This is a genomic window from Paenibacillus sp. GM2FR (genome assembly GCF_002803325.1).
Taxonomy (GTDB): domain Bacteria; phylum Bacillota; class Bacilli; order Paenibacillales; family Paenibacillaceae; genus Paenibacillus_AQ; species Paenibacillus_AQ lautus.
Window position 1 is genome coordinate 1318830 of record NZ_MKZM01000008.1, and the last position, 16954, is coordinate 1335783.

Genomic DNA, 16954 nt, shown 5'->3' on the forward strand with positions numbered 1-16954 from the left:
TGTAACCCGATTGAAACTTCTACGTATATAGGTTATAAACATGGGTACATGTTAAACACTTAAAGAAGTTGAGGGATTCCATCATATGAATGTGGCGTATACAGATTATGCCGATACGGGATATCGGCGGGCTGAGCAGAAGGCAGCTCAGTATTTTGCATCACTTTATGTACAGGTCAAGGAAAAGAGTTATGTGCCGATCCTGACAGAAGACATTCTAATGTGGAAAAGGAAGCATATTCATCGTCCTTCATGGCTGTCTTTTTTATCGCCGAGTAAAAAGAAACCGGATACCCGGGATTATCATAGATATATCGGATGGCTCCATTATACCGGTGGATTGGAAGATTACTTGGATCGAAGCATTTCCTATATTTATATGAGAGATCTGGGTATGGCTTTGGACTCGTCTGACACGAAGGCCAGAATTCGGCGCGTTGTTGCCGATACCAAAAAACTTCTCCTTCGCTCCACCAGTGCGAACGGAGGGGACACGCCGGATTATATGAGTTTGGCCGGGCTGTACCGCTGGGCCCAGAAGGAAGGCATAGAAAATGCCGTGATTTGGGTCATTAACAAACTGAAGCATGTGGCGACCCATATTCCGGAGGAGATGGATGCGGAGCAAGCCCAGCGCAAATTGATCAAAATTATTGTTGGCGTTGTCCTGCATGTCATTGAAGATATGGGGGCTGAGACTCCGCCAGCAGAGCGTTCGGCTCGCCTTGATGATGCCATCCGATTGGGTTATTCTTACGGGTTGACCTATCCTTTTATAGACGATCTGCTCGATTCAGGCGTCTTGAACGCTCAAGAGAAGGAACAGTACTCCCAGATGATACGTCAGGCGCTACTCACTGGAACGGTACCAGAGCTTGGTCAGTGGAGCGGTAAGAACATGGATCTCGTTCATTTCGTTCATACGGAGCTTCGGGAGGCATTTGAGTATATTCAGGGGCACCAACGCCCGGAAACGCAGCATGCTTTTTTCGAGCAGTCTAATGTGTTTTTTCAATCTCAGCATATTGACCGCATTAAGGATCTCGCAAATCCCAATTACAGCAACGAGGAATTATATTTGCCGATCATCCTGAAATCATCGTCCTCCCGATTGATCGTCCGCTCCGTCATCAGCGCATCGGCCGACGAAGGCTTTGAGGACCGGACGTTCTTCTACGGTATCTACAACCAGCTGGCCGATGATTTTGCCGATATGTTTCAGGATATGGAGGACGGGGCGGTAACACCGTACACGTACTATTTAAAATATCGCGGTCAGCGTACGGATCTTATCAATCCGTTTGAACTGTACTGGGCGGTCATCTCTCATCTGATTCATGACGTGTATCATTCGGACGCCAAGACGCGAGAGGTGATGCTGGACCGGGCCATTAATGGCCTGAAGCGCTGCAAAGCACGTGTCGGGGCAGAAAAATATAATGAAATCATGGGTGTTTTTGCATCCGGAATCCCGGAGTTTAATCGGCTTATCCAGCAAATGGTTCGCAAAGCCGATCAGGTGGATTTCTTCGATAAATTGCTGCGGGACCAGATGATTTCGGTGCTCCGAAACGAGCGGAAGGAAAGGGATTTTTTTGTCGATACCTTCAAAACCGTTCGGAATGAGATCAACAACGGCTTGCAAATCGCGAAGTCCCCTGGCATTCCACCAATGAAAGAGTCGCTCATTGACGCCGCCAATTATACGCTCGAAGGGGATGGCAAGCGTCTAAGACCCATCTTGACTTGGGTCATGGGCGTGAACGAATACGGACTGCAAGCTTCCGCCATCGTACCGCTGCTGAGATCGCTTGAATACATGCACACCGCTTCCTTGATTTTCGATGATTTGCCGTCCCAGGATAACGCCTCTACGCGTAGAGGACGACCGACGTTGCATCGGGTTCATGATAGCGCGACGGCGGAAATCACCGGCCTGTTCCTGATTCAGAAGGCCATCGAGGAACAATCGTCCCTAGAAGGGTTTGATCCGAAAACAGTACTGAACCTGATTCAATATTCGTCCCAGCGAGCGGGTGACATGTGTGCGGGCCAGGCGATGGATTTGAATTCAAAAGGAAAGGCATTGTCCTTGGAGGAGTTGAATACGGTCTGTTATTACAAGACGGGCATTGCGTTCGAGGCATCTCTCGTTATGCCAGCCATCCTTGCCCAGGTGAAGGAGACCGAAATTGCGACACTGAAGAAATTCGCTTACCATGCGGGCATTGCCTTTCAGATTCAGGATGATTTGCTTGATGTGCAGGGGGATTTGGAGCAGCTCGGGAAACCCGGCGGGCAGGATGCGGAGAACAACACATCGACCTTTGTGAGCATTTTGGGTCAGGAAGGCGCCAGTCGGGAAATGTGGGAGCATTATTGCCTCGCCATGGAGGCGCTCCAGGAGGTGCCGCGCAATACGGCGTTTCTCAAGCATTTATTAAATTACATGGTAAATCGAGAACGTTAAATTGCTATAACTAAATTGTTGAATGTAGAGAAAATATCCCGGGTGGAAGTGTTGGCGTGAATGCCAGCACTTTTTTTGGTTCCGGCATTCGTTAAGGCCATACGTGTTACAAGGATGGTTTGTGAAAGCAGCAATCCAGAAGAAATACCGCGTATTCCCAAAAGATATAGGGTCAAGACCATATGCCGAATCCGGAATTGTTGCTGCCATTACTCACAAGCTTTCTTCACAAGTAGTTTGAATGGAGGAGCAAAAAGGCATCCCACCCGGAATGTCTTTTTGCTATGGAATCAACGAACTGGGAAGCAACCCATTAAGGATCATTCGACAAATGAACTGTAATCGAAGTAAAGAAGGGTTAGCAGGCCGGATTGGCGACTTATTCCTAAAATGACGCATTCCCGTCGGTTCGCCTCGATTCTACTGGGCCGTTAAAATCAGCGGTCCGTCCGCCGTGATGGCGATCGTATGCTCATATTGCGCCGACAGCTTGCCGTCGGCCGTTCTCGCCGTCCACTGATCGTCGTCAATCGTGATACGGAACGTACCTTCGTTAATCATCGGTTCAATCGTAAACACCATGCCTTCCTTTAACCGAATGCCTTTGCCGGCTACGCCGACATGCTCGTAGTTCGGCTCCTCGTGCAGGCTCCGCCCGATCCCGTGCGCCAGCAGATCGCGTACGACCGAGAACCCGTTCGCTTCCGCATGCTGTTGAATCGCCGACGTTATGTCGCCGAGCCGGCCTCCGGGGATTGCCCGGGCGATCCCCAGATCCAAGCATTCCTTTGCCACCTTCATGATTTTCTGCGCCTCCGGCCGGATATTGCCCACCGCATAGCACCAGCACGAATCGCCGAACCATCCGCCGTATTCCACGACGATGTCGAGCTTCAACAAGTCGCCATGCATCAGCGCCCGGTTCGAAGGAATGCCGTGGGCCACCACATCGTTGACCGAAGTGCAGGTTTCGGCGGGGAAACCGTTGTACCCTTTCGTAAACTGCTTGCCGCCCAGCTTGGTGATGTGTCTGGCTACAAAGTCATTGATTTCCCGGGTGGTGATCCCAGGCTCGATCAGTTTGGTCACCTCGCGGTAGCAGTCCGCAACAATTTGGCTCGCCGGCTTCATCTCTTCGATTTCTCTAGGTGATTTTAAAATGATCATCTTTGTATATTCGCTCCATTCTATAATTTTAAAAACCGGGCGATATCCCTGGCCTCCTCGTGCAGCTTTCCGCGGCGGAGCGAAAGCGAGGCGCAGCCGACCAAGGCGGCCAGCAGCATTTCCGCTCGCAGTAGCAGCGGCGGCTCCGCCGCGTTTCCGCCGGAAGCGGCAGCCCCGTCCGCCGCACGGCCGGTTTCCAGCAGCGCGGCAAGCGGCGCGAGCACCTCCCGGCGAAAGGCGGCCGAGAGCGGGACCGAGCGCGCTTCAGGCAGCGAGGCAAAGCCCTCACCGGCCAGCTTAAACAGCAGGTACAGGGCGTGGTCCTCCGCCCAAAGCTGCAGCAGCCGGAAGCCGGCGGCGGCGACGGGGGCAAGCTCTGCGGCAGCGGCCGTTTCACGGCTTCCGCCTCGGGAATCCGCGGCAGCCGAGTTCCCGGTGTCTGCCGCAGCCGCCAAGCCGAAATGCCCGCCCGCCGGCGCCTCCCCCGAAGCCGAAGCGCGCGGGACCTCCAGCCATTCCCCGGCCCGATCCAACGCGTCCCATAGCAGATCGTGGAGCAAATCGCCCTTATTGCTGTAATAATGGTATACCGTGCCATAGCCGAGTCCCGCCTGCACGGCCACATCGCGGATTTCCAGTAAAGGCCCTTTATTCAAAAACACATCGGCAGCGGCTTTCCGGATTTGCACCAGACGCCGCAGCCGGATTTCTTCGTTTTGTTCCTTCGTGCGTGGAGTCACCTCGTCCGTTCACCTCTTTTATTTTTGACCTACTCTTATGTCAATATAAAACATCGGCTTGTGAATAACAAGAGATTAGCTGAAGGATTTCCGGCTCAACCTAGAAATCGGTGCTTAACTAACGGGTTAGCCTCGAACGGGCGACCGGTTTGGAAACTCGCTACGCTAACGGTTGTCATAGCAACGCTTCTCATTTTTTGATAAAAAAGTACAGTTCTTCCGGCTTGGAATTTGATATGATGACCTCATGACCAATCCACATAGATAGGGGGCAAAAGTATTTGAAATGCAGAGCAGTGAAATCGTTCAACGCGCCATTGATTACATCGAACATCGTCTTACCGAATCGCTGACACTCGAGGAAATTGCCGGCGTGGCTGCCATGTCACTGCCCAATTTATACCGATTGTTTCATAGCCTGACGGGACACCCCATTAAGGAGTACATACGTAAACGCAGAATCAACGAAGCCGCCATCTGCTTGCGGGATACCGATTTGCCAACAATCGATATCGGATACCGCTGCGGATTTGAGTCCTACCCGACATTCATTAAAACCTTCAAGAGGCTCACGGGACTGACTCCAGGACAATACCGGAGATCTCAGCTGGTTTATAGTTTCGAACGGATGAATCTGAATGAACATGTATGCTATCTGGAAGAGCGGCAGTTATCTGAACGATTTCCTGAAGTAAGGGTTATCCGTCTGAATCCTCAGCAAGGGATCGGCCATCTGTTTGTTTCCGAATTTGAGAATGGCATAGAAACTGCTGCGATCGATCATTTTCGCGAACGATTGACTTCACACCGCGTCGACCTCAATGGGCTGAGGCTCTTCGGTTGGAACGTGGACATGGAAGATGAAACCAAGCCATTCGGTTATCAGCTGCTCGCTGTTGACCTGATGAACCAGGCCGAGAATTTAAAGCATCGCGAACTATATTCCATGACTCTTAACGGCGGTCTGTATGCGGTGGCTCGAACGCCATCGGTGGCGGAAGACAGTATTCAAAACACCTGGAACCGTTTGTTCTCCGAATGGCTGCCCCGCAGCGTGTTTGAGCAAGGAAAGCATGAATTCATTGAAGAATATGTTCTGAACCAGGATCAAATCGTTCGCATGAAGCTTTATCTTCCGGTGGAACGAAGCAAGCTGGTGAAGCGTATCGAAATCGTGGAGCTGTCTTCGCTGAAGGTGATGCGTTTTCGAAGGACGGGTGTAGACTGCGTGAAACAAGCGGATGAAGATTCCATTTCCTGGTTATGCCGAAATGGATTGATTGATGATTCGCGAATTCGCGTGTTCATGCACTGTGACGGTGGACTGCTGGACGAAAACTCTACCTACGAGGTTTATATCGCTCCTCCTAAGGAGTTCCTTCCTTCCCGTGAAGAAGTAGATCTACAAGTTGAGCTGGAAGGCGGACGGTATGCCTGTCTGGAGTCAGGTGCTTATGGCACAATGACGGGTGTACTTGAAAGAGTGGATCGGTGGCTCGATATGTCAACCGAGTATAGGCCAGATCCAGCGCGTTCTTGGTACGCGAGTTACTTACCTAAGGAAGAGGCGGATGACGGGATCATCAACGTGAAGTGTTATGTTCCTGTTCAAATCATGTCATAGTCATAAGAATGGAGGGAGTTCATGAGCCGATTGCCTATCGAAAGAGTGCAGCCGGAAGGGTATCGACCGTTTATGACACCCCGCGTGTTAAAACTGATACATGGAGGCAAAACAATGAACGAACAAATGCAGGATCGTCACAACCATGCTCTGGCTAGCCCGATTAAGAACAAAGTGGGCAGCATATTCATTCCGGTTCGGGATATCGAAAGATCGCGCAGCTGGTACTGCCGTGTACTCGGAATAGCGGAAGATGATTGCCAGGTTATGAATGGTCATCTATGCCCTTTACCGATGGAAGGAACGGGAGTGATCCTCGATACCATGCCGAAGTGGGGAGGAGATCAGCCGGGGGGAGCACCCTCTATCGATACTCCTGCGTTCATGCTGCTGACAGAGGACCTGGAAGGATCTTTAGCATACATGCAGAAGCTCGGAGTGGAACTCGTGACGGAGATTGAACATAATCATTGGTTCGTCGTGAAGGATCCCGATGGAAACCAACTCATGATATGTCGTGAATAAGTCTGGATGAAATCATATGGCCCAAATAACCTGAATCTCCCTGCGAGAGTTCAGGTTATTGTTGTTCCGTCAGATGGAACTTTGATGTCCAATCGTCGGACCTGTCAATTGAATGGATCTACGATTTTGGCAATGCTTGCAGCCGGCTTTTTTTGATAGGATAGGGATGCATAAATTACAGATTTTAAATGTAAAAAAATATAAATTTAGGTTGATCGTGGTATATAATGGTTTTATAATGGAAATGTAAGCGCATTATTTCATATGTTATATTCTTGAACAACAAGTGAATCTACCATCATAGATTGGTTGTACGGCAAACAATAGAGAACAGAAAGAGGGGTGATTCGAAGTTTCAGTAGACGGTTCGCGCAATGAACAGCTATGCAAATACACAAAGTGTCCATGAAGCCTAAATCCGATGAAAATTAGGAGGGAACATGATGCTAAGAAAAGGAATATGTGTAGTTCTACTGTTCAGTCTTCTGGTCGTTCTATTGCCTGTCAACAAAAGCAATGCCGCACCGAACTGGAATTTGGTATGGAGTGACGAGTTCAATGGAACCTCGCTCAACAGAGCCAATTGGACTCCAGAGATCGGTACCGGCAGCGGTGGATGGGGAAACAATGAGCTGCAATATTATACCGACCGGGCACAGAATGTGCAGGTTACTGGCGGAAATCTTGTCATCACGGCACAGAAGGAATCCTATGGCGGCATGAATTACACTTCTGCCCGGATCAAAACCCAAGACTTGAAGAGCTTTACTTACGGGAAAGTGGAGGCTCGGATCAAGCTGCCATCGGGTCAGGGCCTCTGGCCGGCGTTTTGGATGCTCGGAAGCAACATCAGCTCGGTTGGCTGGCCGAAAAGCGGAGAAATTGACATTATGGAACGGGTAAACCATAACCCTTACGTGAATGGTACCGTGCACTGGGATGCAGGAGGGCATGCCGAATTTGGACGAGTTTCCGGCAATTTGGATTTCTCCCAGTTCCATGTCTATAGCATCGAGTGGGACTCCAAATATATCCGTTGGTTCGTGGACGGTCAGCAGTTCAATGAATTCTATATTGAGAACGGAACCGGCAATACCGAGGAATTCCAGCGCCCGTTCTTTTTATTACTGAATCTGGCAGTAGGCGGAAATTGGCCGGGAAGTCCGAACAATTCCACGCCGTTCCCATCGCAGATGCTGGTGGATTATGTACGTGTGTATCAGGACACGGGTGCATCGAACGTTATTAGTGATGGGATTTACACGATTGCTTCCAAGGCGAGCGGGAAAGTGATGGATGTTGTGGATGTCTCCACGGCAAGCGGAGCCAAGATACAGCAGTGGACCAACTACGTCGCCAATAATCAAAGGTTCAGAGTAGAAAGCACCGGAGACGGATACTACAAGCTCACAGCCGTGCATAGCGGAAAAGTCCTCGATGTACCGAATTCGTCCACTTCCACTGGCGTTCAGCTGCAGCAATGGGACGATAATGGATCGAATGCGCAGCGTTGGAGGATCGTTGAGGTTGGCGGAGGGTATTACAAACTTGTGTCAAAAGTAAGCGGACTGGCAGTCGATGTAGCCAGTGCTTCCACAGCAGATGGGGCTGCTGTCCAGCAGTGGACGGACAATGGTACGGATGCGCAGAAGTGGTTGTTCACCAAAATTAACTAAACTTGTACAAGCAGCTCCGTGAGGGGCTGCTTGTTTGGTTTGGGTGAAGGTTGACTTAGGGCTGCTCCGGCTGACGAGCTGCATGTCTGTCTGGTATAATAATGGGAAAAATTCGGAGGAAATAAAAACGTGCAACCTATCCTTTTTACGAACGGTAATCTTTTTTCACCACATGCTGCTTCATTGGCGGATTCTATATATGTGGAAGACGGAATCATTCGTGCTATTGGAAGCTCAGCCGAGCTGCGCCTTCAGCTGGCGGATCGGCATTATCGAACGGTGGATTGGGATGGCGCCTGTGTATTACCTGGCCTGGTCGATGCGCATATGCATCTCGGTATGCATGGACTGAAGCTTGACATGCTTGACTTCACCGAGGCGACCTCGAAGGAAGAGATGCTGGCTATGCTGCGGGCGAGGGTCGCGGTTACGCAGCCTGGCGAGTGGATCATGGGGTTGAACTGGAATGAACATAACTTTCCAGACCAGCGGATTCCGAACATGCAGGAACTCGACGACATGACAACGGAACATCCGGTCTATCTAACAAGGACCTGTTTCCATGCTTTCCTCGGTAATTCGGAAGCATTCCGAAGAGCGGGTATTACAGCGGATACGCCAGACCCGGATTCCGGCGCTTTCGGCCGGGATGCCGATGGGCGTTTAAACGGCTGCATCTACGAGAATGCATCGATACCTTTTGCCAGGGTTCAGCCGGAGCCTGAACCCTTCAGGCTGAAATTAGCGATGCTTGAGGCATGCCGTGATGCGCTTCGTTTAGGTCTTACGGCAGCTCATACGGAGGATCTCCGTCTACTGGGAAGTGCTGAAGCCATGTTGCGGATTCATAGAGAGCTGAGGGAGGAGGGACTGTACTTCCGTACCCATCAGCTGATGTTTCATGATTATCTTGATGAAATGAAGGAGCTTGGCCTCCAGGCAGGCAGCGGCAACGAATGGGACCGTATCGGAGCCGTTAAATTATTCGCGGACGGGGCCGTTGGCGGAAGAACGGCACTGCTGAAGGAACCCTACCATGATGCGCCTCATACCCGGGGGCTGGCTATGCATACTCCAGAGGAGTTAAGGGAGATTGTTGGCAGCGCGCGCAAAATGGGCTTTCCCGTTGCTTTTCATGCGATTGGGGACGGCGCGGCAGAGATGATGACGGATGTGCTTGAATTTTTACCATTAAGCAAGGCAGCGAAACTTCCGGACCGCTTTATCCATGCCCAAATTGTACACCCGGATACGGTTAAGAGAATGAGTAAGCTGAATTTGGCCGTTGACCTGCAGCCCCGATTTGTAGCCAGCGATTTCCCATGGGTGCTGGAGCGTGTAGGTCCTGATCGGACAAGCTATTTGTATGCATGGAAAAAGTGGCTGCGCTCCGGGCTGCCTTGTTCCGGCGGCAGCGATGCTCCTATCGAGCCGCTGAATCCACTGCTCGGGATTCATGCTGCAATCACGAGACGGAAGCCGGAAGAGACTCACGATGGATTTATGCCAGAGGAGAAGCTGAGCTTAACCGAAGCGATCGAATTGTTTACGCTTGGCGGCGCCAAGGCGGCGGGAGAAGCAGGGCAGCGGGGAACGATTGAATTAGGGAAATATGCTGATTTTACCGTTGTGGATCGTTGCTTGGAGGATGATATGGATCCGGATGAACTGCTGAAGGCAAAGATCAGAATGACGATTGTCAATGGGGAAATCGGTTACACGCAGTAAATGATCCAATCGAGCAGTCCAGTAATGGACTTGCTCGATTTGTTTTTATGGTTGATTTTTAACGGACGTTCAGTCAGCTTATTTCGGATATGAAGGATAGGATGCCGCTGGATTTACATCAGGGTGAGATGTTAGAGGCAGAGTCGTTGATCGTTCACAGGCTGCAGGTGCTGCATGATTTGCTGGATGTGAAGCTGAGTGCTGATCTTCACCCCCTCCGTTTTGCTGCGAGGAATGATGAACTGTTCTCCGATCTCTACGCGCAATTGTTCCCATGGAGCAACGAGTATGAAGATGATTCCGTGACTGGCCGGATCCAACATGTTTTGGCATACGATCACCCGTTGTTGAATCCATACATATGACTAAGAACGAGAATGGAAATGGCGATACATCGGGAGATGGAACTCGAGGCACGGCGACTTCAGCCATAAAATGGTTCCGTAAGGCGTTGATAGGATAACAGCTCATGAAATCAGCCGAGTTTTCCGAAAATTTTATAAATAAGGTTTACCACCGAAATGGTTTTATATATAATAATCATAACAAATGCGATGAAGAGACGAGTAAATAAACGAATTCTTGTACAGAGAGCTCCGGCAGCTGAAAAGGGGCAAAGCGTTCTTTATTGAAAAAAGACTCAGAGCAGCACATGGAACCCTCATTGTGAGGAGGATGGTGTGCCAGGAGCTCCTGTTACAGAGCTAGAGTATCTGCATTACCGTGTAATGCCGTACTCGATGAGGCGAATATGGTGACATATTGGCAAATTTGGGGTGGTACCGCGAGTATAACAATCTCGTCCCTAAGACTTATGGTCTTGGGGGTGGGATTTTTTTGTTAAGAGATAAGAGTGTATAAACTTCAGAGGCTTGCCGTCCTTATGCCGCTAGAAAAATTTCAGCTGTATGCGGTCTGTCTTCTGAGAAAGTAAGTCGATAGCGTGATTCTTAAATCAAAAGAAATACGAAGCTTCTGGGTAGGAATCCTACACGGATCGCGCCGGATTGAATAGTTATCTAGAAGAAGCATATTTACTGCATGCTATTGTCCGTACGGTAGATCAGAGTCGATGTATGGGGAACATGACGCCACTATTGAAAGGATATGAGTAACGAATGTCAGAAAAGCTTAAAGTCGGTATTGTCGGTGGAACGGGTATGGTCGGTCAACGTTTTATGCAATTGCTGGATGGTCATCCATGGTTCGAAGTCACTTCCATTTCAGCCAGCAGAAATTCAGCCGGCAAAACGTATGAAGAATCCGTTCAGGGCCGTTGGAAACTTGCGACGCCAATTCCCGAGCAGGTGAAGGGCATTGTTGTGCAGGATGCTTCGCAAGTGGAACAAGTAGCAGCAGAGGTTGATTTTGTATTTTGCGCGGTGGATATGAAAAAGAATGAGATTCAGGCATTGGAAGAAGCCTACGCCAAAACGGGCACGCCCGTCATTTCCAATAACTCCGCTCATCGCTGGACGCCTGACGTTCCGATGGTCATTCCGGAAATTAATCCGGGGCATATTGACGTGATTGCCGCACAGCGCAAACGTCTGGGAACGACAACCGGATTCATTGCGGTGAAGCCGAATTGCTCCATTCAGAGTTATGTACCGGCGCTTCACGCCTTGCTTGATTACAAACCTACCCATGTCGTTGCCTCCACCTATCAGGCGATTTCCGGTGCCGGTAAGAACTTCACCGATTGGCCGGATATGCTGGACAATGTCATCCCGTATATCGGCGGGGAGGAAGAGAAGAGCGAGCAGGAGCCGCTGCGCATCTGGGGCAGCGTTGTGAACGGTGAGATCGTGAAAGCCCAATCGCCATTGATTACGACGCAATGCATTCGCGTTCCCGTAACCGATGGCCACTTAGCCACCGTATTTGCATCGTTCGAGAACAAGCCTTCGAAGGATGAAATCCTGGACCGCTGGCAGCAGTTTAAAGGTAGACCGCAAGAACTGAATCTACCGAGTGCGCCTAAACAGTTCATAACGTATTTCGAAGAAGAGAATCGGCCGCAGACGAAGCTGGACCGTGACATCGAGCGCGGCATGGGCGTATCGGTGGGCAGATTGCGCGAGGATTCCCTCTACGATTACAAGTTCGTAGGACTCTCGCATAATACGCTGCGTGGCGCGGCAGGCGGAGCTGTTCTAATCGCCGAATTACTGAAAGCTGAAGGTTACATTCAAGCGAAATAATAAATATCCTTGTTAAGAAAAAGGCGACTGCTCGGGTGCAGTCGCCTTTTTGTGGTCTTGTTCATGGTTCGTACATTGACGAAGTTTGTACTTATCGTTTATAGTGTTACTTTGTGCTTCAATGCACAGAAGCAAAGAAGCCGAAAAGCATAAAAGCGAAAAAGTAAATCATTCATAATCAAACGGACGGGAAGGATCTCCCGCCACGACCATGTATAAGGAGTCTTAGCACCATGGAACGACATCTCAGTTTCTCAAAAAGCATCATTCTTATCGCGTTTATACTGGCTGTACTGTTTGTCTCCATCTTTCTTTTTAAGGCAGAGCCGCATATTCCGCTCCTGGCAACGACCGTGGGCATCGCCACCTTGCTGCGGTTGTTCGGATTTTCCTGGAAGCAGCTCGAATCCGCGATCATTCAAGGCATCCAAACGGCGATTATGCCAATTCTCATCCTTTCACTCATCGGTATTCTGATTGCGGTATGGATGATGAGCGGTACCGTCCCGACCATTTTATACTATGGAATGGATTATATTGAACCTCATTATTTTGCCGTGAGTGCGTTGTATGTGACCATCGTGGTTTCGATGTTTACCGGAAGCTCCTTCACGACTGTCAGTACGGTTGGCGTTGCCTTCATGGGAATCGCCGTAACGACAGGGATTTCTCCGACACTGGCAGCAGGAGCGGTAATCTGCGGCGCTTGTTTCGGTGATAAAATGTCGCCGCTATCCGACACAACGAATTTTGCTCCTGCGGTCGCTGGCATATCCTTATTCACCCATATAGGCAACATGATCTACACCACGGTGCCGGCCCTGATCGTGACAACGCTCTTTTTCCTGCTTGCACCAACCACGAATACCCTTGATTTATCATCGATAAATCAAATCAAAGCTGCTCTGAATGGCGGATTTCAAATTCATTGGCTAACGTTGATATCTCCGCTTGCGGTTATTGCCTGTTCCATCAAACGGATTCCAATTCTCCCAACGCTTATTGTCGGCATTGTTACCGGACTCATCGTAACGGCCTTCGTTCAGCAGCAGACGGCGATCGATGTCTGGTTCAGCGTCATGCAGAGCGGCTACAAGAGCACAATCGCCAACGAAACCGTTGCTTCCATCGTCAACCGCGGCGGATTACAATCGATGATGGGGTCCGTATCGCTGATCTTGATTGCTTTAGCCTTAGGAGGGCTGCTTCAGCACTGCGGCGTCATTGAAGCCTTCTTCCGCAAAGTCATGCAACCGCTGAAGCGGAAGAGCAGCATTGTCCTGATGACGGGGGCATCCTCGATTGCGGTCAACGGCATGACGGGCGAGCAATATTTATCGATCCTTTTGCCTGGTCAGATGTTCAAGGAAGAATACACCCGCAGAGATATTCCGGCGAAGACGTTGTCCCGTACATTGGAGGATTGCGGTACGCTTGTTAACCCATTGATTCCTTGGGGGGTTAGCGGTGCCTTCTTCGCAGCTACGCTTGGCGTACCGGTCATTGAGTATGCACCGTATGCAGCTTTCTTATGGTTAAGCCCGCTCTTCACGTTTGCCTATGCGTTGATCCCGCGATTGCAGCGGAATTCGCTGGGAAGGAAGATATAACGGTTACCCATTAAACCTAATCTCAATGTTGACCTTGCCTCCCGGATAGGGGGAGACAGGGTCTTTTTTATTAAAGCGATTCATACCCAGCCTATTCTTGGATTTATCTGTTACGATGGAAAGTGATATGCAGCCAACTTCGTGGATTCAATTCTAAGGGAGGGGATATAAGCATGAACCATTGGATAGATAAAGAGCCAACGGCTGCGGCGCTGATGGAAATGCATGTCCGGGCAATGTTTACGCATGACCGCGATATGCGAATTCGCACCATCAACGAGCCTTGGCCGGGAGAGGAGCTTGCCCCCAGATTTTTCCTGGGTCGCACGATAGACGGTTCCGCGATCTGCCGGTTTCGTCATGATGTTCCCGAAAGAATTGCCGCCCAATTGAAGGCGCTGGTTGAAGATGAGCCGATCGTAAACGATGAGGTTCCGACGAAGCCTAAACATGTTGCCGCTTATATGAATCTCCTTCGTACTGAGCACTATACGAGCGGACCCTGTTACCGGATACCTGACAAAACAACACCGGCCAAACAGACGGTATGGATCACTCGAGAAAATATGAACGACTATTCGCTCACCGGTTTTGAATGGCTGATCCCGGAAATCGATTACGGCCAGCCTTGCGTTGCGCTCATTCATGAAAACAGGGTGGTGTCGGTTTGCCGGAGCGTTCGGATTACGGAAGGAGCACACGAAGCCGGGCTTGAGACGTTAGAGGAATTTCGCGGAAGAGGTTATGCGGCTGCCGTTGTTGCCGGATGGGCAATAGAGGTGCGTAAGAGAGGCGCGCTGCCGTTGTACAGCACTTCATGGGAGAATTACTCTTCCCGGAGAGTCGCAAGTAAATTAATATTATCCTATTACGGGGTTAACTTCACGATCAGATGAGATGCCCGACAGCGTAGACTCCTTACTGTATGAAGCCATAAAGAAATCCCTCAAAAAAGTTGAGGGATGAAGTGAAGTACTCCATGATGATGTTTTATGATTAGCTCGAGCTGCCTCTTCTGTTCTTATAATAGCCATGGCCTTGGTTGCCATGCCTGTGCTTGTAATCAGACGAGGAACCTTTACGACGCGAATAGCCATGACTGCTGCTGTATTTTCTTCCATAATTCTTTGCGGAGCTGCTGTAACGCTTACGGCCATGACTATGGGAAGTAGAGTGGAGAAGCTTGTTCATGATTTTTCTTAACATGTGAAAACATCCTCCTTTCTTGTTCGTAATCATTCCATATAATTTAATCGGATCGTAACATAAATGAAACCCCATAATCAAATTAAAGGCTGCCCTTCTTATCCGAGGGGTGGCTTCTTGTTTCAGCGAGCGACTGCAGCTCGTGCATGAACTCCAAAGAGCTTGAGTAAGGTTCACTCAATTGCAGCAAGCGTTTGATCATATGCTGCAGTCCCGTCGAGAGATGCAATTCTTCCTGCCAGCTTCGCTCCACGGCTGCGACCCGATTGTGATCCGGTTCGTAGGTGGAGTAGAGCATGAACAACATAAAGTGACCAATGTCCCGAAGATCCTCGCTTTCCTTCGAATCCTTAAATTGAACAGAGGACGCCGAGCTGCCTCGCTTGAACTTTTTCCGTACAGGTACTTGAAGCGGAGGGGGTTCACCGATCCTTCTCGCCAGGCCAAAATCAATAAGGTTGATCCTGTCATCCTTAAACAGTACGTTAGGAATCCGCAGATCAAGATGAACATAGCCTTGCTCGTGTAGGTATCGGACCAGCTTCAGAAGCTGCTGTGTGATCTCAATGCATTCGTCTTCTTCGTATTTCATGTTTTGTTCAAATATCAAATCTTCAAGCGTATCACCGTTCATATAAGACATGACCAGATAACGATCGCGGTTGTTCGTGAAAAAATCCCGATATGCCGGAATTTGCGGATGCTGAAGGGATCTTAATACCGCTGCCTCCCGATCCAGCAATTGTCTGGCATAATCGCCTTTGCTGGGTCGTGACTGTTTGACCGCCACCACATCGCCGCTCTGTTGATCCATGCATTTATACAGGATGCCGTAACTGCCTTCCCCAATCCTCTGTTGAACGGTGTAACGATTCCCCAGTATCGTATTTTCTTCAGCCGGGTAATCCCGCCAATTGTTTATAAAGGAGCTTAGGTATGAAAAAAAACGCATATCGATTCCAAATCTCTCCTTTTGGTCCCTCTAGTATGTTTAGAGCAAGTGCGATCCCTTGTTATCGTACATTATATGCTTTTTGAATGGATTAGACGAATAGAGGGAATATCCTGCCGGATTAGGGTGAACCTCTGCTGGTCAATCGATATCCTCTCGATCTTTCCTATAATCTAGCGGAGATAAGCCGTTAAGTTGCCGGAACAGCTTCGAAAAATAATGGATAGAAGAGAAGCCGTGCTTCTCGGCGATCTCCGTGATGCTGAGGTCCATATTGCGCAGATCCTCCTTGGCCCGATTGATGCGGAACTGGTTAATGTATTGGGTTGGCGGCAAGCCTGTCGATCTTCTGAACAATTCGAAAAAATAACCTCTGCTGATCCGAAGTTCCTCGTAATACGACTCCAATGGACGCAGCTTGCCGTGCAGGATATCCTGATCCAGTCGCTCCAGTAGTTTGTTCATTCTATGATCGGGAATGGCTTCATCCTGCAATGCGAATGCAAGAAAATACTCGATGAATTGCAGGAACCGGCTTTGTGTCCTTACGCTGCGCATGTAGGTATGCTCATTCTCGAATTGGTTCCCGGTGTAGAATTTTTCAAAGAGGTCGCTCCATACGTTGATCTTCTCAACCCTCATGAGCTCGGGTATGGCATAGGGAAAAGAAGGGCCTACATAGGAAGGAATCAGCTGGGCAATGTCATAACAGATCACGCTGGGATGATCCGCCATAGCCCGGCGGTCCACATAGGACCAGTCGAAATAACAGCAGACATGTACCATGGGATCCTGGCTGTCCGCTATCCAATCATGCGGCTGTCCTGCCGGTATATAGACTAGGGAACCCGGGTCGGTATGGTATGTGCGGCCTCTGGTGCGAAGAATGCCCTTACCCTCGGTAATTAGATAAAGCGATGACGAATAGCAGTGCCGGTTGTTATTGCTTTGACCTTTGGAAAAGGGATACCGTGTCGCATAAAACACATAGGGATGGAAGACGGCAAAATCCACGTATTTATTTCCACATCCTTATAAGATAAGATTCTATA

General features: G+C 49.6%; 14 protein-coding genes and 1 other annotated feature. Of the genes, 9 read left to right on the top strand and 5 right to left on the bottom strand.

Features of this window, described 5'->3' with window-relative positions:
- Nucleotides 1-85 precede the first annotated feature (85 nt).
- Complete coding sequence (locus PAEVO_RS06220; protein ID WP_100536770.1) at nt 86-2470, top strand: polyprenyl synthetase family protein; 2385 nt, start codon at nt 86-88, stop codon at nt 2468-2470.
- Between the two features lie 420 nt (nt 2471-2890).
- On the opposite strand, the gene map is transcribed toward PAEVO_RS06220, so the two are convergent.
- Nucleotides 2891-3637, bottom strand: coding sequence for a type I methionyl aminopeptidase (gene map, locus PAEVO_RS06225; RefSeq protein ID WP_100536771.1), 747 nt, complete (start codon nt 3635-3637; stop codon nt 2891-2893).
- Nucleotides 3638-3657: 20 nt separating this feature from the next.
- Entirely contained in the window at nt 3658-4377 is a 720-nt protein-coding gene (locus PAEVO_RS06230; RefSeq protein ID WP_100536772.1) for a TetR/AcrR family transcriptional regulator, read from the bottom strand.
- Nucleotides 4378-4663: 286 nt separating this feature from the next.
- On the opposite strand from PAEVO_RS06230, the gene PAEVO_RS06235 reads away from it, so the two are divergent.
- From PAEVO_RS06235 to aac(2')-IIb, 8 genes are all read left to right on the top strand, one after another.
- Entirely contained in the window at nt 4664-6001 is a 1338-nt protein-coding gene (locus PAEVO_RS06235) for a helix-turn-helix domain-containing protein (protein ID WP_100536773.1), read from the top strand.
- 114 nt (nt 6002-6115) lie between these two features.
- Nucleotides 6116-6526: a VOC family protein gene (locus PAEVO_RS06240; protein ID WP_165789621.1), complete on the top strand. Its 411-nt coding sequence runs from the start codon at nt 6116-6118 to the stop codon at nt 6524-6526.
- Between the two features lie 440 nt (nt 6527-6966).
- On the top strand, nt 6967-8202 hold the full coding sequence (locus PAEVO_RS06245; protein ID WP_394056363.1) for an RICIN domain-containing protein: 1236 nt from the start codon (nt 6967-6969) through the stop codon (nt 8200-8202).
- A 129-nt stretch (nt 8203-8331) separates the two neighbouring features.
- Nucleotides 8332-9930 (top strand): amidohydrolase, encoded by a 1599-nt coding sequence (locus PAEVO_RS06250; protein ID WP_100536776.1) that lies wholly within the window; start codon nt 8332-8334, stop codon nt 9928-9930.
- Between the two features lie 89 nt (nt 9931-10019).
- Nucleotides 10020-10295 carry a hypothetical protein gene (locus PAEVO_RS06255; protein ID WP_133120304.1) on the top strand — a complete coding sequence of 92 codons (276 nt, stop codon included), beginning with the start codon at nt 10020-10022 and terminating at the stop codon, nt 10293-10295.
- Nucleotides 10296-10475: 180 nt separating this feature from the next.
- Nucleotides 10476-10740 (top strand) — a binding site (T-box leader).
- Between the two features lie 308 nt (nt 10741-11048).
- The gene (gene asd, locus PAEVO_RS06260) at nt 11049-12134 is read left to right on the top strand and encodes an aspartate-semialdehyde dehydrogenase (protein WP_100536778.1); all 1086 of its coding nucleotides are present in this window, start codon (nt 11049-11051) and stop codon (nt 12132-12134) included.
- Nucleotides 12135-12367: 233 nt separating this feature from the next.
- Nucleotides 12368-13744, top strand: coding sequence for a Na+/H+ antiporter NhaC (gene nhaC / locus PAEVO_RS06265; protein ID WP_100536779.1), 1377 nt, complete (start codon nt 12368-12370; stop codon nt 13742-13744).
- 173 nt (nt 13745-13917) lie between these two features.
- Nucleotides 13918-14640 (top strand): kasugamycin N-acetyltransferase AAC(2')-IIb, encoded by a 723-nt coding sequence (gene aac(2')-IIb / locus PAEVO_RS06270; protein ID WP_100536780.1) that lies wholly within the window; start codon nt 13918-13920, stop codon nt 14638-14640.
- 100 nt (nt 14641-14740) lie between these two features.
- Here aac(2')-IIb and PAEVO_RS06275 read toward each other — a convergent pair whose 3' ends face one another.
- From PAEVO_RS06275 to PAEVO_RS06285, 3 genes are all read right to left on the bottom strand, one after another.
- Nucleotides 14741-14950, bottom strand: a complete 210-nt coding sequence (locus PAEVO_RS06275; protein ID WP_100539335.1) for a hypothetical protein — start codon at nt 14948-14950, stop codon at nt 14741-14743.
- Between the two features lie 82 nt (nt 14951-15032).
- Nucleotides 15033-15902 (bottom strand): serine/threonine protein kinase, encoded by an 870-nt coding sequence (locus PAEVO_RS06280; protein WP_100536781.1) that lies wholly within the window; start codon nt 15900-15902, stop codon nt 15033-15035.
- A 141-nt stretch (nt 15903-16043) separates the two neighbouring features.
- Nucleotides 16044-16916 carry a helix-turn-helix domain-containing protein gene (locus tag PAEVO_RS06285; protein WP_100536782.1) on the bottom strand — a complete coding sequence of 291 codons (873 nt, stop codon included), beginning with the start codon at nt 16914-16916 and terminating at the stop codon, nt 16044-16046.
- Nucleotides 16917-16954: the final 38 nt, after the last annotated feature.